General features: G+C 65.6%; 20 protein-coding genes, 1 tRNA gene and 1 pseudogene. 11 read left to right on the top strand and 11 right to left on the bottom strand.

Features of this window, described 5'->3' with window-relative positions; translation table 11 throughout:
* Positions 1-87: 87 nt before the first annotated feature.
* The 3 genes from sigJ to OH799_RS16635 form a co-directional block, all read right to left on the bottom strand.
* Complete coding sequence (gene sigJ / locus OH799_RS16625) at positions 88-1008, bottom strand: RNA polymerase sigma factor SigJ (RefSeq protein WP_406281229.1); 921 nt, start codon at positions 1006-1008, stop codon at positions 88-90.
* Complete coding sequence (locus OH799_RS16630; RefSeq protein ID WP_406281231.1) at positions 1005-2198, bottom strand: NAD(P)/FAD-dependent oxidoreductase; 1194 nt, start codon at positions 2196-2198, stop codon at positions 1005-1007. Before OH799_RS16630 ends, sigJ begins: the two co-directional genes overlap by 4 nt.
* A 190-nt stretch (positions 2199-2388) precedes the next feature.
* A complete protein-coding gene (locus OH799_RS16635; RefSeq protein ID WP_406272567.1) occupies positions 2389-3588 on the bottom strand; it encodes an IS110 family transposase in 1200 nt (399 codons plus the stop codon).
* A gap of 407 nt (positions 3589-3995) precedes the next feature.
* Here OH799_RS16635 and OH799_RS16640 point away from each other — a divergent pair, with 407 nt between their 5' ends.
* Positions 3996-4265 carry a hypothetical protein gene (locus OH799_RS16640; RefSeq protein ID WP_406281233.1) on the top strand — a complete coding sequence of 90 codons (270 nt, stop codon included), beginning with the start codon at positions 3996-3998 and terminating at the stop codon, positions 4263-4265.
* 283 nt (positions 4266-4548) lie between these two features.
* On the opposite strand, the gene OH799_RS16645 is transcribed toward OH799_RS16640, so the two are convergent.
* From OH799_RS16645 to OH799_RS16660, 4 genes and pseudogenes are all read right to left on the bottom strand, one after another.
* Positions 4549-4752 (bottom strand): hypothetical protein, encoded by a 204-nt coding sequence (locus OH799_RS16645; protein WP_406281235.1) that lies wholly within the window; start codon positions 4750-4752, stop codon positions 4549-4551.
* 48 nt (positions 4753-4800) lie between these two features.
* Positions 4801-5709: a hypothetical protein gene (locus tag OH799_RS16650; RefSeq protein ID WP_406281237.1), complete on the bottom strand. Its 909-nt coding sequence runs from the start codon at positions 5707-5709 to the stop codon at positions 4801-4803.
* A 308-nt stretch (positions 5710-6017) separates the two neighbouring features.
* Positions 6018-7171 (bottom strand): annotated as a pseudogene (locus OH799_RS16655) (IS3 family transposase).
* Positions 7172-7206: 35 nt separating this feature from the next.
* Positions 7207-7869, bottom strand: coding sequence for a hypothetical protein (locus OH799_RS16660; protein ID WP_406281239.1), 663 nt, complete (start codon positions 7867-7869; stop codon positions 7207-7209).
* 244 nt (positions 7870-8113) lie between these two features.
* On the opposite strand from OH799_RS16660, the gene OH799_RS16665 reads away from it, so the two are divergent.
* Both OH799_RS16665 and OH799_RS16670 read left to right on the top strand, forming a co-directional pair.
* Positions 8114-8470, top strand: coding sequence for a helix-turn-helix domain-containing protein (locus OH799_RS16665; RefSeq protein ID WP_406281241.1), 357 nt, complete (start codon positions 8114-8116; stop codon positions 8468-8470).
* 42 nt (positions 8471-8512) lie between these two features.
* Positions 8513-9241 (top strand): hypothetical protein, encoded by a 729-nt coding sequence (locus tag OH799_RS16670; protein ID WP_406281243.1) that lies wholly within the window; start codon positions 8513-8515, stop codon positions 9239-9241.
* Positions 9242-9319: 78 nt separating this feature from the next.
* Here the strand turns inward: OH799_RS16670 and OH799_RS16675 are convergent, their stop codons facing one another.
* The gene (locus tag OH799_RS16675; RefSeq protein ID WP_406281245.1) at positions 9320-10183 is read right to left on the bottom strand and encodes a helix-turn-helix transcriptional regulator; all 864 of its coding nucleotides are present in this window, start codon (positions 10181-10183) and stop codon (positions 9320-9322) included.
* A 77-nt stretch (positions 10184-10260) separates the two neighbouring features.
* Between OH799_RS16675 and OH799_RS16680 the strand changes: the two genes are divergently transcribed.
* Both OH799_RS16680 and OH799_RS16685 read left to right on the top strand, forming a co-directional pair.
* Positions 10261-10911 (top strand): NAD(P)-dependent oxidoreductase, encoded by a 651-nt coding sequence (locus OH799_RS16680; RefSeq protein WP_406281247.1) that lies wholly within the window; start codon positions 10261-10263, stop codon positions 10909-10911.
* 162 nt (positions 10912-11073) lie between these two features.
* Positions 11074-11490 carry a YybH family protein gene (locus tag OH799_RS16685; protein WP_406281249.1) on the top strand — a complete coding sequence of 139 codons (417 nt, stop codon included), beginning with the start codon at positions 11074-11076 and terminating at the stop codon, positions 11488-11490.
* Between the two features lie 170 nt (positions 11491-11660).
* Here the strand turns inward: OH799_RS16685 and OH799_RS16690 are convergent, their stop codons facing one another.
* Together OH799_RS16690 and OH799_RS16695 are read right to left on the bottom strand one after the other, a co-directional pair.
* A complete protein-coding gene (locus OH799_RS16690; protein WP_406281251.1) occupies positions 11661-11879 on the bottom strand; it encodes a hypothetical protein in 219 nt (72 codons plus the stop codon).
* 970 nt (positions 11880-12849) lie between these two features.
* On the bottom strand, positions 12850-13050 hold the full coding sequence (locus OH799_RS16695; RefSeq protein WP_406281253.1) for a restriction endonuclease subunit S: 201 nt from the start codon (positions 13048-13050) through the stop codon (positions 12850-12852).
* 1124 nt (positions 13051-14174) lie between these two features.
* Here OH799_RS16695 and OH799_RS16700 point away from each other — a divergent pair.
* The 6 genes from OH799_RS16700 to OH799_RS16725 all read left to right on the top strand — a co-directional run bounded on the left by OH799_RS16700 (position 14175) and on the right by OH799_RS16725 (position 20073).
* Positions 14175-14936 carry an urease subunit gamma gene (locus OH799_RS16700; RefSeq protein ID WP_406281255.1) on the top strand — a complete coding sequence of 254 codons (762 nt, stop codon included), beginning with the start codon at positions 14175-14177 and terminating at the stop codon, positions 14934-14936.
* 2 nt (positions 14937-14938) lie between these two features.
* Positions 14939-16756: an urease subunit alpha gene (locus OH799_RS16705; RefSeq protein ID WP_406282180.1), complete on the top strand. Its 1818-nt coding sequence runs from the start codon at positions 14939-14941 to the stop codon at positions 16754-16756.
* 3 nt (positions 16757-16759) lie between these two features.
* Complete coding sequence (locus OH799_RS16710; RefSeq protein ID WP_406281257.1) at positions 16760-17434, top strand: urease accessory protein UreF; 675 nt, start codon at positions 16760-16762, stop codon at positions 17432-17434.
* Positions 17435-17466: 32 nt separating this feature from the next.
* The gene (ureG, locus tag OH799_RS16715; protein ID WP_406281259.1) at positions 17467-18159 is read left to right on the top strand and encodes an urease accessory protein UreG; all 693 of its coding nucleotides are present in this window, start codon (positions 17467-17469) and stop codon (positions 18157-18159) included.
* Entirely contained in the window at positions 18156-18971 is an 816-nt protein-coding gene (locus OH799_RS16720) for an urease accessory protein UreD (protein ID WP_406281261.1), read from the top strand. Before ureG ends, OH799_RS16720 begins: the two co-directional genes overlap by 4 nt.
* A 568-nt stretch (positions 18972-19539) precedes the next feature.
* A complete protein-coding gene (locus tag OH799_RS16725) occupies positions 19540-20073 on the top strand; it encodes a hypothetical protein (RefSeq protein ID WP_406281263.1) in 534 nt (177 codons plus the stop codon).
* A 216-nt stretch (positions 20074-20289) separates the two neighbouring features.
* On the opposite strand, the gene OH799_RS16730 is transcribed toward OH799_RS16725, so the two are convergent.
* A tRNA-Ala gene (locus tag OH799_RS16730) sits at positions 20290-20362 on the bottom strand.
* Positions 20363-20986 lie beyond the last annotated feature (624 nt).

Below are 20986 nucleotides of genomic sequence, written 5' to 3' on the forward strand. Positions count from 1 at the left end.
CTGAGCACCTGTCACTGACAGCACCAAGATCCACATCACCGCGGTATGCGGCATTATGGGATGTCGGCACCGTGTGCGGGGTAGGGGTTACGCCGTGGGTGTTTCGGTGCGACTGATTGCGCGGGGGATTCCGAGGGCGGCCAGTTTGTCGGGGTTGCGGATGCCGTAGCCGTTGATGATCTTGTCGTCGGCGATGTCGAAGACGAGGAGGGCTTCCAGTTTGTCGTCGATGTAGCACGCGAGTGCTGGTTGGCTGTTGCAGTTCATTGTCTCGATGCGTACCTGCGGTCGCCGCTGCGCGTATCGGAAGACCGCCATGAGAATCGCGCCCACCCGCTCGGCGCCGACCATGACCAGTTCCGGCAGCGCGGTCACCTTGCCGCCGCTGTCGGTGGTCCAGGTAATATCGGGCGCGAGCAGCGACAACAAGCCATCCAGGTCCCCGGTGGTCGCGGCGGTGATGAATCGTTCGGTGACCGCGGCGGTTCGGGCGGTGTCGACGGGGCCGTACCGCTTGCGCCGGGCTTGCACGTGGTTGCGGGCGCGGCGGGCCGTCTGATGCACGGCGTCGACGGATTTGCCTGTTGCGGATGCGATCTCGTCGTAGTCGAAGCCGAAGACCTCACGCAGCACGAAGACCGCCCGCTCGGTGGGGGTGAGCGTTTCCAGCACCACCAGCATCCCCATCGAGACCGATTCGGTGAGTACCACATCGCTCGAGGCGTCGCCGTCGGTGAGCAGCAGCGGCTCGGGTAGCCATGGGCCGACGTAATCCTCGCGGCGACTGGCGCTGGCCCGCAACGTATTCAGCGCCTGCCGCGTGACGAGCTGGGCCAGATAAGACTTCGTGTCCCGGACCGTGGCCAGGTCCACCCGCCGCCACCGTAGATAGCTGTCCTGGAGCACGTCGTCGGCTTCGGTTGCCGAGCCCAGGATTTCGTAGGCGATGGTGAACAGCAGTGGCCGCAAGTGGACGAAACGCTCGGTGTGCTCATCGGTCGAGGTCATGGCCGCGGGACCCCCTGCGGCTCGGCTGCGCTCAAATCCTTGCGCCTGCCCAAGCCCATGAAGTTCGGGATCGCGCCGGGCTTGCGGGCCTCCTTCCGAATGGTCCCGATCGGACCCGCGAGACCCACCCGCTCCTTGATCCACCCAGCCGCTCGCCCGCCGATGTACATCGGCACGGGTGCGTCGTCGCGCCGGCTGAACTGCATCGCACCCGCGCGGCGCCCCAAACCGACGGTGCATGCGGTGAAGGCCACGTCCAGCACGGCGGGTTCCTCCCCAGCGATGCGGGCCAGCACATTGGCGGCGGCCTGGGCGCCCAACGGTTGGGCGGCATAGCAGCTCATCCGCAGCGGGCGGCCCGAGGGCGCGACCGCGTCCCCGGCGGCGACGATGCGATCGTCGTCGATACTGGTCAGCGTCTCGTCGGTCAGCAACCGGCCGAGCTCGTCGGTGCGGAGCCCGCTGCGTGCAGCCAGCTCGGGCACCCCGAATCCGGCGGTCCAGATCGTGATAGCACTGGGCAGCACATCGCCGTCGGCCAAGAAGACCCCGTCGCGCAGCACCTCGCGCACCCGCGCTTGCTCACGCACCTCTACTCCGTTCTCGGACAACCACTTCGACACCGACCGCCGGGCCGGATTCGAGAAGTTCGCCGCCAACTTACCGCCACCCACCAGTGTCACGGTACGGCCCTGCTCCGCGAGTTCGGCGGCGGTCTCGATGCCGGTGAGCCCGCCGCCGACGACGACAATCGGCGCCTGAGCGGGCACGTCCGCCAGCGCCGCGCGCAGCCGCTGGGCGTGTTCGAATTCAGCGATCGAATAGGCGAATTCGGTGGCACCGGGCACCGCCGTGGGCACCGCGGCGGTGCTGCCGACCGCGTAGACCACATAGTCGTACCCGAGCACGCGCCCCGAACCCAGTTCCACCCTGCGAGCAGCGGTATCGATGCGGACAGCACGATCCACGACCAACCGCACCCCCGCGCCGAGCAGCATGTCGTAGCCGATAGCGGCCTCGTGGGTACCGGCCACGAACTGGTGCAACCGCATCCGCTCGACGAACTGCGGGCGCGGATTGACCAGCGTGATCTCGATATCGCGACGCAGACGCAGCCGATTGGCCGCTACGGCACCGGCGTAACCGCCGCCGATCACGACCACCTTGGTAATGGCGTTGAAATCAGTCATGCCCTCAAGACACGCCACACCCCCCGGATCTGACACGAAGTGACACACGTCACGTTCGTGGCCCGCACCGTCAGGGTTGCAGACCGGGACAAGGCGCAGTGCACGCACATCGGCAGATCCGTGCGTTCGTCGGCCATTTTTCGCGACCTCGGGTCGCGCGCTCCGCGGCATGAGTTCCCTGAGTCAACCCCTACGCGGCGATCGGTCGTTGACCTGGTTGATGCTTGCCGGGGTCGTAGGCGGTTTTGGTGCGCCAGCAGGCCCAGATGATGCGCAGCCAGGCTCGTCCGAGGGTTCGGATGGCGTGGGGGTGTCGTTGGCCGCGTTGGCGGGCGGCGGTGTAGCGCTGGTCGGCCCAGTCGCTGGCTCTGCGGCTGTTGTCGATCCAGGTGACCAGGGCTTGGCGGGCGTGGTGGTTGGTGGCGTGGCGGAACGCGACGGTGTGGGTCTTGCCGGAGGCCCTGGTGACCGGTGCGAGACCGGTTTCGGCGGCGAGCTGGTCGAAACTGTTGGCGCGCTCCAGGATTGGGCCGATCTCACCGATGATTTGGGCCAGGTTGAGCACGCCGATGCGCGGCAGGTCAGCCAGCAGCCGGGCATACGGGTGGGCCGTGGCGGCTTCGGCGATCACGGTGTCGAGCTGGTCGAGGCTGGTCTGCAGCGACCGAACGGCCGCGACCTGTGCGCGGATGAGTTGCGCGATGATCGGTTGGCCGAGGCGGCTGGCCGAGGTCGGTGCGTCCCGCAGCCGGGCCAGCAACTCAGCGCCGCAGCGTCGACCGCTGTAGCTGCGCCGACGGCAGAACGCCTCGAGACGGGCAGCGGTGAGCGAGGCGGCCGACTCGGGGTTGGGATAGCGATCCAGGAATGCCAATGCGATCGGCGAGTGCAGGTTGGCGAAGATTGTTCTGCCGCCGGGCCAATGCGCGTCCAGCAGGGCGGAGAGCTGGTTGACCGCGGCGATCCGCAAGCCCAGGTGATCGCCGCGCTGGCGGGTCAGCGCCTGCAGTTCCAAGGTCTGCGCCAGCGTGGGGGCCAGGGTCGGCAGCCGGTGGATATCGGTGCGGATGTAGTCGGCCAGTTTGAACGAATCGCCTGGGTCGTTCTTGGCGCGGGCAGCACCCCAGCGGGGACGGGCAGCGTGAAAAGCGTTGGGATGGACCGGGATTACCGGGTGCCCGGCGGCCAGCAACCGGTCCACGACCAGCCCGCGGGTGGTTTCGATCGCTACCGGCAGCGTGCCGGGATCACCGTGAGTGGCCAGGCGAGCCAATGCCCGCGCGATGCCGTCTTCGGTGTGTGGCGGCGCGAACCTCTCGACTTTGCCGCCGGCATCGTCGATCACGGTCACGTCGTGGGCAACAGTGCCCCAGTCCCAGCCAGCGAACACCAACAATCTCCTTCGAGGTCGATGCGCTGCCTCTCCGGAAGCGAGGGCCGTCGCCGGAAGCTCATTGATCGGCCCTCTGCGTGCGCGGGGCATGTCCCTGATGCCGGTCTGCGGCCCTCGGCCCGGTGGGGCTGGCAATACTCATGCTGGCCATCTAGTGGCACGCGATGCGGGCCATGCACCCACCGGAACCGAGAGACAACAACCCTATCTGTTCGGGCTGCAGAAGGGATGGTGCCCCAATGAGCGGATGCGGGGAGGTACCCGATTGTGAGCGGCAACTCCGTCCGGACAACGATCGTTTTCCGAACGCTCGCTGTGGGTGGTTGGTTAGCCTCTGACGTTTCGTTTGTGGGTCAGCTGGCTATTCGCCGCTTGCCAACGGCGCAGTACTCGAAGGGGTATCAATGTCTGAACAGCCCGTCGCTGGAACGCCGGAACCCATCGAGGCACAGAAAAGGCTGGAGGTCGTTCTGACAGGTCTAGACCCCGCAAATGAGCTCTCGGAGGTGAAGGCCTACAGGGAACTGCTCTCCTGCTCACTCAGCGATTCGAAACGCGCCATAGACGATGTCATACATGGCGCACAGGTATCGGTCGGCTCGTTCGACAGCGACGAGGCCTTGAATGTGGCTACCCAGCTCAGGGACGCAGGCGTGATCGTCGATCTCCAGTAACCGTCAAAGCTGCTGCGCGCAAAGAAGTTCGCCGGAAGGCTGAGCGCCGCAGCAGGCAACGGAAATGCTAGCTCGGGGGCCAGCACCCGATCGCTACATAATCGGCATTATGGGACGTCTCCGAGACCACTCTCGGGCCCGCGTCATTGTCGCGCAGTGTTGGACTGTTGCGTTGCAGCGGAAGAAGTTTCGTCTTCAGGTTCGGCCTCCCCAGCATCTACGTCGCCGAGCTGGTTCGCCGCGCGACACTGCGTGATCACTGACAACTCCGCAGGTTGGAACATCACGCATTACCAGTAGGGGCGTGCCCGGCCAAGACCAGGCCGCCGAAGGTGGTGGCGTTGGCACCATTGCCAGGGACCGCGCCGACGATCACGGCCTCGGTCGTGAGCCTCGAGACCACCTTCGTCCACGCCGACGAGCGGCGACCAGGTTCGTAGACCGAGTCACCGCGTTTGCAGACCAAACCTTGTGCACAGAAGGTCATTGACCGAATGAGGTGGATCATCGTGTGCGTCGGCCGCACGCCGTCGCGTCAGAAGCCGCCACCACAGGAGGAGAAGCCGCCACCGCAGGAAGTTCCGCCGCCGTAGCTGGAGTGGCCGCCGATGTATGGGCCGGAACGGGTCGGCGGGCGGGACGGGATGCGCCGGGAATCGTTCCAGTGGCCGGGAGCTACTACGGCCCACCAGGTTGTGAAATCCGCGCCGCTGACGTGCTCGATCTCGGCGCGATCGGCGGCGGCCCAGTGCACGGTGTAGCCGGTGAGGTGGTGCGTGGGGCGCTGGAGCTCGTCGATCAGTTCGCCGGTGGTCAGGGTCGAGTCATCGGCGCGAAAGACGTGGACGGTTCGGTCGGATTCGGTGACGCGGTAGCTCCATCGGGTCTGGGCCGCCAGCTCGGTGAAGCGGTCATCGCGTTTTTCCCGCTCGCGCTGGGCTTTCCAGAGTCGTGCCTGTTCTTCCTGTGCGCGTGCGTCGGCCTCGTGCACGCGGGGCTCGATCTGCTCGCGGACGGGGCGATAGCGCTCGGCGATGTCGTGCAGCCGCTGTTCGAGTCTGTCGAATGCCTGCCGTGACGCGGTCCGGCTGCGGCGGCGGGCCGCCGACCAGCCGGAACCACGCCGCAGTCCGGGTGAGAAACCGCCCTCGATCCGCATGCCGAGATCGTGGACGAGCTGCTGTTCGGCGGTCCACAGTGCATCCAGCGCGGCGGTCTGGGCCCGGGCCCACGCGGCGGATTCCCCGTCGGTGGCCTCGACCCGGATACTCCGCGTCGCCGTCCTCCGGTCGAGACAGGTCCACCCGCGCTCGTCCCGGCCTTCGGGCGTGTCGACGGCATAGATCTCGACGAATGCCCGGCCCGGGTCGAAACCCGCCATCTGCCGGTCGTTCAGGGCATAGCGGAAATTGAACGAATAGCGGTACAGCGTCACCGATACCATCGTGTTCCTCCCCCACGGGTACCTCTACGATAGCGCCGGTGTGGTCAGGACGGGTCGGGCTTCGCAGTGGAACTGCCATAGGCATGGCGGGCGCGCCCAGCTTCCGGTCGTCCCAGCTGCATTCGCGGCCGCGACTCGACTCACACCAGCAGGTTGCATCCTCGAAGGGGCGGGCCCACGCCACACCTGGAAAGTGAAGCGCTACAACACGATCCTGGCCGAGAGTCGAGGAACTGGATCGCGCCGAGTGGGGAGGCCGAATCTCAGAGTGATGTTCCCCCGGTTTCGTGGAGTCGGGATACTTGACTTCAGGCCACGGGTTGGATGGACGGTTGCATCATCTCGTACTCGATCGGGGTCCGCATGCCCAGGGCGGAGTGGCGGCGACGCCGGTTGTGGAAGATTTCGAGGTACTCGAAGATCGCGTTGGCCAGTTCGATCCGAGTTTTCCAGCGTTGCCGGTTGAGAAGTTCGGTTTGCATTCTGCCCCAAAAGGATTCGATGACGGCGTTGTCATAGCAGTCACCGATCGAGCCCATCGACGGAACAAGCCCGGACTTGCGAGCGCGGTCGGTGAAGGCCCAGGAGGTGAATTGCACCCCGTGATCGGAATGGATGATCGTGCCGGGCTTGGGTGAGCGGTTCGCGATCGCCATCCCGAGCGCGTTGGTGACCAGTGCTGCGGTCTGGGTCGAATCGATCGACCAGCCGACCACGCGCCGCGAATAGGTGTCGAGAACGACCGCGCAATACACCTTGCCCTCGCGAGTGGGGTGCTCGGTTATATCGGTGACCCACAACTGATTTGGCTGCGAGCATGTGAAGGACCGGTTGATCAGATCACCTGCGGTCGGGGTCTGATGTTTCGGTCTCGGGCGCCGGTTGCCGGGCAGGCCCTTGATCCCAGCGCGGGCCATCAGCATCTCGACCTGGTTGTGGCCGACCTCGATGCCGAGCCCGAGGGTCAGCTCGGCATGCACCCGATGAGCGCCGTAGGTGCCACGCGATGCCGAGTGCACGGCACGAATCTGATCGGTCAGCCAAACATGCCGGATCGCCCGCTGCGACAGCGGCCGGGAATGCCAATGGTAGTACCCGGATTCGGAGACACCGAGAAGCCGGCACGCGGCCTGCACCGGCAAGCCCTCGGTCGCCATCGTCGCTATGGCCGCATATCGCCTTTTGGGTCGCCGTCCTGCTCTTTCAGCAGCTCACGAGCACGTCGCAGGATCGCGACCTCCTGCTCAAGCTCTCGGATGCGCCGCTTGGCGGCAGATAGCTCAGCCTGCTCCGCGCGCGTCGCACCCGATACCTGGCCGGTGTCGATCAGCTCCTGCTTGCGCCACACGTAGATCGTCTGATCGCTGATGCCCAGATCCGCGGCTACCTGCGCGACCGGGCGACCGGCAGCAACCAAATCCAGAACCTTGCGGCGGAACTCCTCGGGATAACGCCTTGGCACGAACAAGTCTCCTTCGACGACATCGTGACCAAGAGTCAAGCAAACCAACTCCCAAAAACCGGGGGAACATCAAAGTCTCCAGACAAGCCGGGGGGATTCAGGCGCCACCGAGGCGCGAGCAGCTGCTCGAACAGCTCCCACTCGTCATTGTCGAAAATGTCGATCTCCGGCGCGTCCTGACGCGGTAGCCGCATGCCCGCGCACGGGTTATAGGAGATCAACGGGACCGGCCGCTCCAACATGGCAGCCCGCAGACCGGCGGACAGGAACCCATGCTTGTTGTGGATGGTCTTGGGAGCGTTGCCCTTGTCCTGTTCCAGGTACACGATCCACGCCACGTCGAGATCCTGCGTGAAGGCGTCGATAGGAAGGGAGCCGAAGAACGGGGCGATGTCGTTGCGGATGTAGGCGTGGTACTTGCGGCGGCCGTCGTCCTGGATACCGATGAGCCGGTCGACGTAACGGGTCAGCCAGTCGATCAGCAGCACGCCACCCGATCCGGTGTCGCGCTGCGTCTCACGGACTTTCAGCGCCTCGGTAAGGCCGATCTTGTCGACCAGCTCCGCCCAGCGCTCGGCGGCGTAGTCGTCGAAAGTCTCCGAAGAGCGGCGACGGACGCCGCCCTCGTCGTAGTACTGGAACTGGACCTGCCAGGCGATCGAACCGTCGGAACGGCGCCTGGGGCGGGGTGTGAGCATAGGAAGGTGTCTCCTGGTCGGAAACGCCCTGAGATGCGTGCCAGAAATCGTTCTGGTGACACGATGGTGACACAAGAACGGATCCGCAGTGACGATCAGTGCCCTGACCTGCACGTTTACGGTGAACCTTGGGTGACCTTACTACAACCCTAAAAGCGCAGGTAGAAGCCCTGAACCACAGGTAGAAGCCCTGGAAAACCTGATCCGGAAGCTACCCGACACCACTACACCGGCACCGCCACCCGTGGAACGGGCCAAACCCCAGCGGGCACGGCAACTCGACGCCGACCAAGTCGCTGAGCTGATCACCGGCTACCAGGCCGGAGCAACCGTCTACGAACTGGCCGACCGATTCGGCATCGAACGACGCACGGTCAGCAATATCCTCCACCGACACGAGGTGCCCATGCGCCGCCGCGGCCTCTCCCCTGAGCAGGTCGACGACGCCATCCACCTCTACAACTTCGGCTGGTCCCTGGCCCGAGTTGGCGACCACCTCGGCGTCAACCACACCACCGTGCTGAACAAGCTCCGCGAACGCGGCGTCCCCACCCGAGACACCCACGGGCGTCCGCGCGTCGAAGCAGGTGGTGCCCGATGACCCGTCGCGCAGCTATGTCGACTCGATCAGGTTCGGGTGATCATGGGCGTCGTCGTCGGCCTCACCTTCATGTTCGGCTTCGGCAACGTCCTCGACCTCGCCCTCCGGCTCGGCGTTCCTGCCTGGGTCGCCCCGCTGGTCGCTCCCGCAGTTGACCTTTCGATCCTTGGGCTTCTGCTCGGCACGCGGCACCTGGCGTTCACCGGTGCTTCGCCGGAGGTGCTGCGGCCTGCTCGCCGGCTGCTGATCTTCGCCAGCGTGGTCACTCTCGCGCTGAACGTGGCAGAGCCTCTCGTCGCGGGCGAGTTCGGTAAGGCGGCGTTCGACGCGGTCGGACCACTCCTCCTGATCGGATTGTCGGAGGTCGGCCCTGGCCTCTTGCAAGCGATTGGCGCCACGAGTCGTGTGCCGGTCGCACGCGAATTCGATCGACCTGAGCCGGCTGTTCATGCGGACTCGGATGAGGGTGCGCCGGAGACGAGGCCCGAGCTCGATGAGGACCTCCCGCAGCAAGGTGACGTGCGAGCGGTCGTTGGGCGCATGCCGGAGGCTATTTTGGCTCAGGCCCGGCGAGAAGACGCGGCTCACCGTGCGGCTCACCAGAAGCCGATATCCGCTGACACGTTGCGCGTCCGACTCGGGGTGGGGGCCACTCGGGCCCGTCAGCTCGACAAGATCGTCCGGTCCGAGTTCGAGGAGCAGATCGCCGCCCAGCGAGCCGAGGGTGAAGTGGTGAACGAAATCGAGGAGGCAACCACCATCGCCGCATGAACCGACCGTGTAGTGACCTGGAACAGCCGTTCCCTCGTCCGGCGCGTCGGCCCTCGACATCGGCCTGGACCTGCGCGACTAACGGACGGACGCCCGGAAGGCGCCCGGCGGCAGCCCGGTCCGGTGCTGGAAGAACTTGGCGAAGTTGGTCGGGTCGGCAAAGCCCAGGCGGGTCGCGATCGAAGCCGCGGGCAGGTCGGCGTGCGCGAGCAGCCGTTTCGCCTCGAGGGTGACCCGGCGATCGATGAACTCCTTCGCGCCGACACCGGCCGCGGCCTGGGTCGCTCGGCTCAGCGTGCGGGCGGAATAGCCGAGCGCGCCGGCGTAGTCCCCGACCTGCCGAGTACGGGCGAAGTCCCGTTCGACCAGGGCGCGGAACCGGACGAAGGTGGTGTCGGCCGCGCTCACCCGCTGAGCACACAGCGCGGCCACCCGCACCGCGACGACGGCGAGCAGATTGCGTAGAACGTCGCGCCGGGCGTCCACCGGCAGGCCTCCCGCATCGGCGAACTCCGCGGCCAGGTGAGCGAGGGACCGCTGCAGCGCGACCGTGCCGGGGTCCGCGGCCGAGGCGACGGCACGGCCAAACGGGTCGTCCAGCCGCGCGGCGGCCGCAGTCGCCGGATCGACCGAACTGGCCTGGAACACGGCCAGCACGCCGTCGGCCGCGGTCAAGTCGCCGAACTGCTGGACCTGCCCCGGTCGCACCCAGAGGACCGAACCCGCGCCGACCCGGTACGCGGTGAAGTCCACGCTGTGCCACAGCGTGCCGCCGGTGACCGCGAAGAGCAGGTGAAACTCCGGCCGCTGAGGTGCACTCAGGTCGACGGAGCCGGCGCGGGCCGCCAGCACGGCGAGCGTCATCACCTCGAGCCCGGGCAGCGGCGTGCCCTCGGGCGGCGCGAACCCGATCAGCGGGATCGGATGTCTGTTTTTCACCATGACTGGTCGCCAATGTACCTGTTCACACACCCAGAACGACGGAAAACTACAAGCAAGAACCCCAAGGAGGAGCAGAAATGGCAAGAATCGCCGTCTTCGGAGCCAACGGAACGATCGGCAGCCGCATCGTGGCGGAAGCCCTGAGCCGCGGACACGAGGTCACCGCGGTCGTCCGAAACCCGGCCAAGATCAGCACGGACCACGAAAACCTGACGGTCAGTGAGGGCGACGTGCTCGACGCCGCATCAGTCGTGGCCGCGGCCAAAGGCCAGGACGTGCTGGTCAGCGCGGTCGGTGGCGGCGACGGCCCGGGCGCCATCGCCACGATCAAACCCGCGGCCGAGGCGCTGGTGGAGGGCCTCCGCTCGCTGGGCACGGACACACCCCGGCTGATCGCCGTCGGCGGCGCCGGCTCGCTGCGTACCCCGGACGGCAAGCAGGTGTGGGACGCCGAGGGCCTGCCCGAGTTCCTGCTGCAGATCATGCACGCACACGGCGATGCCCTGGACTACTACCGCACGGTCTCCGACGTCCAGTGGACCAACGTCACCCCGCCCGCCCAGATCGAGCCGGGCGATCGCACCGGGACCTACCGCACGGCCGCCGACGACCTGCTGACCGACGACGCGGGAGAGAGCCGCATCTCCACTGAGGACTTCGCCGTCGCGGTGGTCGACGAGATCGAACGGCCGCAGCACACCGGCCGCCGGTTCACCGTCGCCTACTGAGCCCGCAGGCCTTACCGACTTTGAGAATTTCGAGGCGATGCTCGACCAACTCGTCGCGTAGAGCCGTGCCCTTGCTCCGCTCCGCGTCGATGCCGCGGCGGCCTGACAACCGTCGGCGCCCACTGCGCCGCACCCACCGAACCGTCGAAGAAGGGAATCAGCATGTCCAGCAGTTCAAGTCCGTCCGACACCGTGACGGCATACGGAATCGCGTTGCAGGCCGGGGACAAGTCCAGCATTCTGGCCCTCTATACCGATGATGCCGAGATCGTCCCCGACCAGATCCCCAGCTTGTCTGGCCGGGCGGCCATCTCCCAGTTCTATGACGACACCTTCGCGACCATCGCCATGAAGGTAGAGCTGCAGATCGTCGACGTCGTAGAGCTCGACGGGATGGCGATCGTCCGCTCCGAGCAACCGGTCGATGTCGTTCACGTCGCCAACGGCCAAGAGACCAAGTCTTACTTCCGCGAACTGTTCGTGCTGAAGAACGTCGACGGCTCTTGGAAGATCTTCAAGTACATGTTCTCGCAGAACCTCGCCCAGGCGCCCACGGACGTTCCGCCTCACACCGGCTAAGACGCGGCGAGAACGCGGGAGAAGGCATGGAAACCGGAAGACCTCGGCCGACTGTGGCTCGAACGGGCAACCGTCGGCGACATCGACGGGATCCTCGCCCTCTACGAATCCGGGGCGACAATGTACTACCAAGGCACCGCCGGCGTCGGGTTCGATGCGCTCCGCGCAGCCTACAAGGTGATGCTCGCCGGTAACCCCGAGCTGCCCGCGTTCCCGAACGGGACGCCGCGCGTCGTCGGCGACCTGGCGTTGACCTCGACGATCTTGCCGAATAACTCGTCGAGGGTGCGGCTCGCCTGCTTGCCCGCACCGGAGCCGATGACAGCCTCGGACCTCCGGGACGAACTTCGCCGCTCGTGCAGCCCAGGACAATCCGGCCGTGCGATCACAGCCGTCGCGATCGAACGTGCACTCGCGGGTCACCCGGCATTTCATCGGCTTAAGGGCAAACGATGACCCCTGGGCCGTCCCGTGCGGTTCGATAGTGCTTCGCCGCCACCAGAGCGGTCGGCCACCCGTCCGACAACAGCGAGCAGCGCCGCAACCAGATCATCTACGACCGGTCCAGCGCAACCGCAACCCCTTCGTCGATCACTCCGAATGGGTGACCCCGGTCTACGGCTAGCAGGAACCGAGGTGGGTGGTTGCCGAGCAGCGCTGCATGTGAGCGCCGCCCGGTTGGGTACCCACCCAGCCCGTCAACGAACTCGTGGAACCACACACTGACATCCGTGCGGCAAGTCCTGATCAGGCGCCGACCGAGTCGACCTGCATAACGAAACCGAATCAATTCGGCGTCACGTGTCCAAGACGCGTCGGTGGACCTTGGGGGACCTTACTACAACACGAAAACGCAGGTAGAAGCCCTGGAGACCCTGATCCAGAAGCTGCCCGACACCACAACAACCGCCCAGCCGCCTGTGAAGCGGCCCAAACCGCGACGGGCACGGCAACTCGACGCCGACCGAATCGCGGAACTGATCACCGGGTACCAGACCGGATCCACCGTGTATGAACTGGCCGCCCGATTCAGTATCGAACGGCGCACGGTCAGCACCATCCTCCACCGGCACCATGTGCCCATGCGCCGCCGCGGCCTGTCCCCCGACCAAGTCGAGACCGCCGTCCACCTCTACCAAGCTCGGATGGTCCCTCACCCGCGTCGGACAGCATCTCGGCGTAGCCCACACCACCATCCTGACCGCACTCCGCCAACACGGAATACCCACCCGCGACACTCACGGAAGACCTCGGTAGCGGGCGCATGACCGTGCCCTCCATCCGAGTAACAGCACTGGGCCGGCCTCGGGTGAACGATCCGGCTTCTTCACGCGCGGCGCCTGCCGAGGATGCCGCCGACTACATCCCGTCGACCCTGACAACACCTGTGACCAATGCTTCTGCCAGCACATCACGCCCCTCTTCTTCAGCCCGAAGTGCCGCACGCAGGGATACGATGCGCTGCTCGCGTTCTGCCAACACAACCGCGATCGCCTGCTGTTGTTCGAGTCGCAGCACGGGAACCTCGAGGTCGGCGAGTGATTTTGAAGCCGCTTCCATATGTGTGTCAGTTCAGATGTGTCAGGGGGCAAACAGCCACTCGAGCTATGCCGCAGTGAGCTTGGGTGATGCCAAACCCGTCGGTGACCTCGACAGGGCTGATGGGTCGGTATGCGGTGGTACGCCAAGGACAAGCTCGTTACGAGATCGCTTGCAGCGCAGGGTGTTACGTAACAATCGAGTGATCGCATGCCGGTCCGGGCGTCCAGATCGACGCGTGGTTGTGGATGTCCGCGTCGAAGGACTGCATCTCCCGCGCGTGCCGCGACGACGGGAATTCGGCGCTCATCGGGTACGCGAGGCCGGATGTCTCTATGCTTCAGTAGGTTTGATCTCCGATCTGGTTGCTGACGGTTAAGTTGGCGAACATCTGTCAGGTGGGCTTCTGGGAAGCTGTTCTCGATCTGCCGGAGCTGGTGCCAGGCGTCGATGTTGGCCGGCGCTACGGATTCTCAGTACCGATCTCCGTTGCGCACTGTAGAATTTTGTACGGCAACGAGTTCGAGTACGGCAGGCAGAGCGCACACCTTCTTTCCACGCCGAACGGGACAGGGGATTTAGATGTCTCCCAGCATCGGTTATGCCGAAGTCTTCACTCACTCCAGACTATGGCAATGCGAAAGCCGTTCTGGGGCAAGGCGATTATCGCCATTTCCTGTTCTGTAACCAGTGCCGACATCAGTCGTCGCGTTCCCCGTTTCAGAGACCACCTCTGACCGGTTGCGCGATGAGATGTCCGGTCGTCAGGTGATGGCCTGCTGAGCGTGCGATTTGGCAGTCTTCCCCGCCAGGTGCTGGCCACAGTTCGATTGGAGTGAGCGCTCATGCCGCTTGCGGGGCGCTCGGCAGGGCGAAACCGTTGCCGCACAAATTATCCGCTATTCCGTTGATCGCGCGGGGCCGTCTCTTCCGTGGCCTCGAGCTGCTGACCAAGACCGAGTCTTCATTCTGATTGTCGAGTGACAGTCCCGATTATCGAGTGACAGTCCAGCATCTCCGCACTGCCTGCCGATGTTCTGCCCAGCCTGCCGTCGATTGCCAGTAGCCGTCATGTGCCACCGCAGCGGACGCGACCCCGATACCGGTGCCGTCTGGGCGTATGTCGTGTGGGTGTGCTGCCGGTCATGGAAGAAGTAGAGAGGGACGACATGCATCTGACTCCGCATGAGCAGGAGCGCCTGCTCATCCATGTAGCGGCGGACGTGGCCCGCCGACGCCAAGAACGTGGCCTGAAGCTGAATTACCCGGAAGCGGTGGCGCTGCTGACGGTGTACGTCTACGAAGAGGCGCGGGCGGGGACGCTCGTACAGGACATCATGGACTCCGGTCGTCAGCAGCTATGTCGTGATCAGCTGATGGAAGGTGTCCCGGAGATGATCAAGGACGTCCAGGTGGAGGCGACCTTCCCTGATGGCACGAAACTCGTGACGATCACCAACCCTATCCAGCCACACCAGGCGGCTCACCCCTCTGGGCCAGTACACATGCTGATGGTCGAACCCGTTCAGGACACGACGGTGCAACCGGTGCATCCGGGAAAGGTGGAGTACCCCGACGGGGAGCCGCCGATCGAATTCAATGAGAAGTTGAAGGATTCGACGAGGAAGGTGGATGTGTCCAACCCCGGAAAGCGTCCGATCCAAGTGGGCTCGCACTACCACTTCGCCGAGGCCAATCCCGGCTTGGACTTCGATCGTCAGGACGCCCACGGCATGCGGCTGAACGTGGCGGCCGGGACCTCCCAGCGTTTCGAACCCGAGTGCGGCCCCGTCGAGGTCGAGCTGGTGCCTATCGAGGGTGAGCGTGTCGTGCTGGGCCTGCGCGGCGAAGTGAGCGGTCCTCTCGATCCTGCGCCCACACAACGAAACGGGAGGACCTCTCGATGACCATGAAAAGGGAAGCGTACGAGAATCCACTGACCCGCGAGGAGTACAACGAGCTGTTCGGGCCGACGGCCGGCGACCGGATCCGGCTCGCGGACACCGCCTTATCCATCCAGATCACCGAGGACTGGGCCGGCGGGCCCGGCCGTAGCGGGAACGAGGTCGTCTTCGGCGGCGGCAAGGTGATTCGTGAGTCGATGGGCCAGTCCAGCATCCCCCGCGATCCCGGCCCGCGCGATACGCGCAGGCCTGCGGACACCGTCATAACAGGCGCGGTGGTATTGGACCACTGGGGGGTGGTCAAAGCGGATGTGGCTCTGCGCGACGGCAGGATCCAGGCGCTGGGCAAGGCATACAACCCCGAGACGATGGACCCGATGCACGGCGACGATGGGACTCCCTCCGACATCGTGATCGGTCCGGAAACCGAGGTCATTTCGGGCAAGGGCCGCATTCTCACCGCCGGCGGCGTGGACACCCATGTGCACTTTCTGTGTCCGGAACAGATTCACGTAGCCCTCGCGGCTGGTGTGACCACGTTGATCGGCGGCGGAACCGGTCCCGCCGAGGGGTCCACCGCCACCACCGTGACGCCCGGCAAGTGGCATCTGGCCCGGATGTTCGAGGCGCTGGACGACTTCCCCGTCAACATCGGTCTGCTGGGCAAGGGCAGCACCACATCTAAGACCTCGCTGTACAACCAGGTGGACGCCGGTGTTCTCGGCTTCAAGATCCACGAGGACTGGGGAGCGACCCCCGCGGTCCTCGACGCTTGTCTTCGGGTCTGCGACGACACCGGCGTGCAGCTCGCCCTCCACGCAGACTCGCTGAACGAGGCCGGCTTCGTCGACGACACGATCAAAGCCATCGGCGGGCGCTGCCTGCACGTCTTCCACATCGAGGGCGCCGGCGGCGGCCATGCCCCCGACATGATCAAGATGGCGAGTCACCCCAATGTCCTGCCTGCTTCGACCAACCCGACCCGACCCTTGACGGTGAACACCGTCGCGGAACACCTGGACATGATGATGGTCTGCCACCACCTCAATCCGGAAATCCCGGCAGACCTGGCCTTCGCCGACTCACGGATCCGCCCTTCCACCATGGCGGCCGAGGACCTGCTGCACGATATAGGCGCGATCTCCATCATGTCCTCCGACGCCCAGGCCATGGGCCGCATCGGTGAGATGATCATCCGTACCTGGCAGACCGCGCACGTGATGAAGAACCGTGTCGGCTTCCTGGATGGAGACAACGGCTCGGATAATCACCGCGCCCGCCGCTACATCGCGAAGTACACCGTCAATCCCGCGATAGCCCACGGCATCGACCACGAGGTCGGCTCGGTCGAGGTCGGCAAACTCGCTGATCTGGTGCTGTGGGAGCCGAAGTTCTTCGGCGCCAAACCACACCTGGTCCTCAAGGGTGGCCAGATCGCCTACGCCCAGGTGGGAGACGCCAACGCGTCGATCCCCACGCCGCAGCCGATCCTGCCGCGTGCGGTGTGGGCAGCTCAGGGCCGGGCCCCCGCGGCCAATTCGTTCAACTTCGTCACACAGCGGGCCCTGGACAAGGGGCTGGCCCAACGGCTCGGCGTCAGCAAGCAGTTCCGCGCCATCGAAGACACCCGGAGCCGCGGAAAGAGCAGCATGCTGGAAAACAACGCCACGCCCGAAATCGACGTGGACCCCGAGACCTTCACGGTGGAAATCGGCGGAAAATCGACAGGGGACAACATGACCGAGGTGGACGGGCAGAAGATGCTCCCCAAGCAGGATCACGCCACCGCGCTGCCGATGGCCCAGCGCTACTTCCTGTTCTGACCGATGAGCCGCGCAACCCTGCTCATCCTGGCCGACGGCCGCTTCCCCGCCGGAGGACACGCGCACTCCGGCGGGATGGAAGCTGCCATTGCCCGCGGAGCGATCCGCGACGCAGACTGTCTGCAGACGTTCTGCCAGGGACGACTGCACACCACGGGTCTGGTCGCCGCGGCCCTGGCCGCCGCGACGGCCGCCGGCACCGACCCACTGGCACTGGACGAGGCCGCTGATGCCCGCACCCCTGTCCGGGCGTTGCGCGACATCGCCCGCAAACAGGGACGGCAGATGATGCGCGCCGCGCGTGCCGTGTGGCCGGCACCCGAACTCGACAAGCTCGCCCGGGACCGCCCACAGGGTACTCACCAACCCGTGGTGCTGGGCTTGGCTGCTCGCGTGGCCGGCCTGACGTCCCTGGACGCCGCGTACGCCGCCGCGTACGAGAGCATCAGCGGCCCAGCCACCGCAGCGGTACGACTGCTGGGCCTGGATCCCTTCGAAGCCACCGCCGTCCTTGTCCGGCTCGCCGACGACCTGGACCAGGTCGCCGACCGTGCGGCACGAGTTGCCGACCGTGTGGCAGACGAAGGCACCACCGTGCTGCCCGCCAACTCCGCGCCACTGCTCGACGTCACCGCCGCGCAACACGCCCAGTGGCCGGTCCGCCTGTTCGCTTCCTGACCACACCCGTCCACACCGCTGAGGAGACCTCCGTGCACCTCGACGACAGCATCCCCCACTCGCACAGCGCCTACGCCGACCGACCCACCGATCCCACCGGACCCGACGGTTCCCGCCGGGCACTGCGGATCGGTTTGGGCGGTCCGGTCGGCTCCGGAAAAACCGCCACGGTCGCCGCGCTTTGTCGGGCCCTGCGCGACCAGCTGTCCATCGCCGTGGTCACCAACGACATCTACACCCGCGAGGACGCCGACTTCCTGCTGCGCAATGCGGTCCTGCCCGCCGAGCGCATCCAGGCCGTGGAGACAGGAGCCTGCCCACACACCGCGATCCGTGACGACATCTCCGCCAACCTCGAAGCCGTCGAGCACCTGGAGGCGACCGCCGGACCGCTCGACCTCATGCTGGTCGAATCCGGTGGCGACAACCTCACCGCCATCTTCTCCCGGGGGCTGGTCGACGCCCAGATCTTCATCATCGATGTGGCCGGCGGCGACGACATCCCCCGCAAAGGCGGCCCCGGCATCACCACCGCCGACCTCCTGGTGATCAACAAGACCGATCTGGCTCCCCACGTCGGCTCGGACCTGGAAACCATGGCCACCGACGCCAAACGTCAGCGCGGCGAACGACCCGTCGCCTTCACCTCCCTCACCGCCGATGACGGCGTTCGGCCGGTAGCCGACTGGATACGCGCACGCCTGGCCACCTGGACCGCGGCATGACCAGCACCTCGCCACACACCCACGCCACACCGCGCGCAGGCAGAGGTGTCCACGCCACCGCCCGCATCCGGGCGGTCGGCATCGACGGCCCGACCGCCGTGCCCGACCTGCACAACGACGGCCCCTTTCACCTGTGCCAGCTCAGCCACCGCGGCACCCAAGCACGTGTCCGCATCGTCGGCGCGATGAGCGCGCCGCTGGGCGGGGACAGACTGGCTATCCACGTCACCGCCGAAACCGGCGCCGAACTAGAGATCACCACCGCCGCCGCCACCCTCGCCCTGCGCGGCGCCACCACCGACCACGCCACCTACGACGTCACACTCACCGTGGAAGAACAAGCGACCCTGTCCTGGCTGCCCCACCCGCTGATCAGCACCCACGGCAGCAACCTACGCCAGACCTACACCGTGGACCTCGCACCCACCGCCCGGCTCGTCCTACGCGAAGAACTGATCCTCGGACGAGCCCACGAAAACCCCGGCAACCTCACCAGCCACCTCACCGTGCACCACGACGGGCGTCCACTTCTCGCCCAGCACACCGCCTTCGGCCCCGCAGTATCCGGCTGGGACGGCCCCGCCGTCCTGGCCGCACACCGCGCCACCGGCCACGTCCTCATCGTCGACCCAGCCTTCGCCAACGCCCCACCCGCCACCCGACTGCTCGGCAACGACCCCGCCGACGGCCAGGGCATCGTCACGCCCCTGCCCGGCCCCGCCCTACTGGCCACGGCCCTCGCTCCGACAGCCACACCCCTGCGTCGCCTGCTGGACGACGCCATCGATACGTACACACCAAGCCGCACGTAGCCGACCAGATCGCAGATCCTTACCGGGCCTGTCCAGCCTCAGGCTCCGTCCCACTTTTCGGCTCGGACCCACATGCGGTGGTGGCAAGTCCTCCGGACCGGCCCACAGTGCCCAAGGTCAGCCATACCGAAATACCAACTGCCACAGAGTCATTCAACAATCCGAAACGAGGCAATCCAGGTTTCCGAATATGAGACAAAGCCGACGACCGTGCAGGCCCTGACACACGCTCCGCCTACATAAAAGCCCCACCGCGCAGTCAGGGTTCGACGAGCGAGCCGCCGACGCGGCCGACCGTAACGAAGACGACGACGATTGACCTGTCGAGACGAGGAGACCTCCGGTGTGGCGGAGGTCTCCTCGCTCGAGGCTCGTCGTTGATCGGCTCTGGGACCGAGCCCGCGCGGCGCGAAACCGCCACACGTGATCCCGACACCGCCCGAACAGCGCTTGACGAGATCATCGATGCGCCCTGACTGCTTACATTTGTCATGACTCAACCGCAGTCCCCCGGCGGGCGGCAGTTGGGGTGTTGGCGCCCAATGGGGTGCGAGCCGAGGATAGTCGTATGACAACTCCGAACAACGCCACTACTCGATGGGGCGAGCTTCATGTGCACGACGTCCGTCGCGACCCGCACGATGCCGAGAAGATCGCGACGGTACTCATTGAACTCGCCCGACAGCAGACAGCCAACGACCGAGGTACCGATGACGATCCAGCGGCGATCGGCAACAAGAGTTCACCGCTGGCGCCGGTGCCCGCCGGCCGGCCCCCACCACGGCGGGCACACCAACTCGATCAGGACCAAATCCGAACCTTGATCCAGCGATACGTTGCCGGCGAAACGACATACGAGCTCGGCGACAGGTTCAATATCCACCGCCGCACCGTCAGCGCGATCCTGCATCGGCACAAGATTCCGATGCGACGCCGCGGCCTGTCCCCCGAACAAGTTGACGAGGCTATCGACCTTTACAGCCTCGGCTGGTCACTCGCCCAAGTCGCCCGACACCTCGCCGTCGATCCGGTCACTGTCCTGAACCGGTTGCGTGAACGCGGCATCCGTACTCGCGACACCCACGGACGGAACCGATCCTGATATTCCACAGAATGGCCAGTAGTCCGCGTAATCAGCCAGTCAGCCGAACGCCACCACTCTTGACCTGATCAAAACCACGGCCGAAGCAGGAACACCCTGCGGTAATAGAACACAAAAGATGGCCTTGAACAGGGACAACACAGAAGTCAAGTTCGGGCTCCTACGCCCGAACTTGACACAATACCCCAGTTCAAGACCACAATTTGTACCAAATTGTGGAGCTAAGGGGACTCGAACCCCTGACCCCCACACTGCCAGTGTGGTGCGCTACCAGCTGCGCCATAGCCCCTGGTGGGTTGCGCTCCGGGCTTCCCCGTGCGCCTGAATGAAGTTACACCAACGGTGTGTCGGCCACCAAATCGCCCCGATTCCGGGGTAGCGGAGGCGGCGCTGAATATCTAGAATCGAACGCATGTTCGATTATGATCTCGTCTCCGCTTGGGGCTATTCGGTCTTCAGCGATGAGTGGATGATCGATGGCTTCTGGTCCGGTGACGCGGCGATATCCGGTGCGGGTCCGCTGGTGGCACCGTCGCTCGAAGGCGTTCGCGGACAACGGAACGACGTGAAGCAGTGGGCGGATTCTGTTCTGTCGGACCATGCCGATGGGGAGGTCGCATACGGGCGGGCGCAAAGTGCCGGATTGATCGGCGAAGAAGTCCCGAAAGGCATATCCGCTCCGCGAAGAACTAGCCGGACTTCTCGGTGCGTGATTCCCGTGTCATGCGGATCGCGTCATCGAGTGCCCAGGCGGGGTCGTCGGCAGGTGGAGTCGACGACTCGACCCATAGACCAACTGAAGAACTCGGCGCGCAGCGGTCTCGGGGGCTGGGATGTGGGATCGCGCCGCCGAGTGGGCCGGGTCGTCGATGGTGGAATCGGCGACCCGGCCTCCCATTCACCGGGTTCTCGG

This window comes from Nocardia sp. NBC_00881 (assembly GCF_045207455.1).
Taxonomy (GTDB): Bacteria; Actinomycetota; Actinomycetes; order Mycobacteriales; family Mycobacteriaceae; genus Nocardia.

Excerpts from the sequence above, each read along its gene's own strand:
- sigJ (WP_406281229.1), bottom strand. The coding sequence starts at position 1,008 with ATGACCTCGACCGATGAGCACACCGAGCGTTTCGTCCACTTGCGGCCA.
- OH799_RS16630 (WP_406281231.1), bottom strand. The coding sequence starts at position 2,198 with ATGACTGATTTCAACGCCATTACCAAGGTGGTCGTGATCGGCGGCGGT.
- OH799_RS16640 (WP_406281233.1), top strand. The coding sequence starts at position 3,996 with ATGTCTGAACAGCCCGTCGCTGGAACGCCGGAACCCATCGAGGCACAG.
- OH799_RS16645 (WP_406281235.1), bottom strand. The coding sequence starts at position 4,752 with ATGACCTTCTGTGCACAAGGTTTGGTCTGCAAACGCGGTGACTCGGTC.
- OH799_RS16650 (WP_406281237.1), bottom strand. The coding sequence starts at position 5,709 with ATGGTATCGGTGACGCTGTACCGCTATTCGTTCAATTTCCGCTATGCC.
- OH799_RS16660 (WP_406281239.1), bottom strand. The coding sequence starts at position 7,869 with ATGCTCACACCCCGCCCCAGGCGCCGTTCCGACGGTTCGATCGCCTGG.
- OH799_RS16670 (WP_406281243.1), top strand. The coding sequence starts at position 8,513 with ATGGGCGTCGTCGTCGGCCTCACCTTCATGTTCGGCTTCGGCAACGTC.
- OH799_RS16675 (WP_406281245.1), bottom strand. The coding sequence starts at position 10,183 with ATGGTGAAAAACAGACATCCGATCCCGCTGATCGGGTTCGCGCCGCCC.
- OH799_RS16680 (WP_406281247.1), top strand. The coding sequence starts at position 10,261 with ATGGCAAGAATCGCCGTCTTCGGAGCCAACGGAACGATCGGCAGCCGC.
- OH799_RS16685 (WP_406281249.1), top strand. The coding sequence starts at position 11,074 with ATGTCCAGCAGTTCAAGTCCGTCCGACACCGTGACGGCATACGGAATC.
- OH799_RS16695 (WP_406281253.1), bottom strand. The coding sequence starts at position 13,050 with ATGGAAGCGGCTTCAAAATCACTCGCCGACCTCGAGGTTCCCGTGCTG.
- OH799_RS16700 (WP_406281255.1), top strand. The coding sequence starts at position 14,175 with ATGGAAGAAGTAGAGAGGGACGACATGCATCTGACTCCGCATGAGCAG.
- OH799_RS16705 (WP_406282180.1), top strand. The coding sequence starts at position 14,939 with ATGAAAAGGGAAGCGTACGAGAATCCACTGACCCGCGAGGAGTACAAC.
- OH799_RS16710 (WP_406281257.1), top strand. The coding sequence starts at position 16,760 with ATGAGCCGCGCAACCCTGCTCATCCTGGCCGACGGCCGCTTCCCCGCC.
- OH799_RS16720 (WP_406281261.1), top strand. The coding sequence starts at position 18,156 with ATGACCAGCACCTCGCCACACACCCACGCCACACCGCGCGCAGGCAGA.
- OH799_RS16725 (WP_406281263.1), top strand. The coding sequence starts at position 19,540 with ATGACAACTCCGAACAACGCCACTACTCGATGGGGCGAGCTTCATGTG.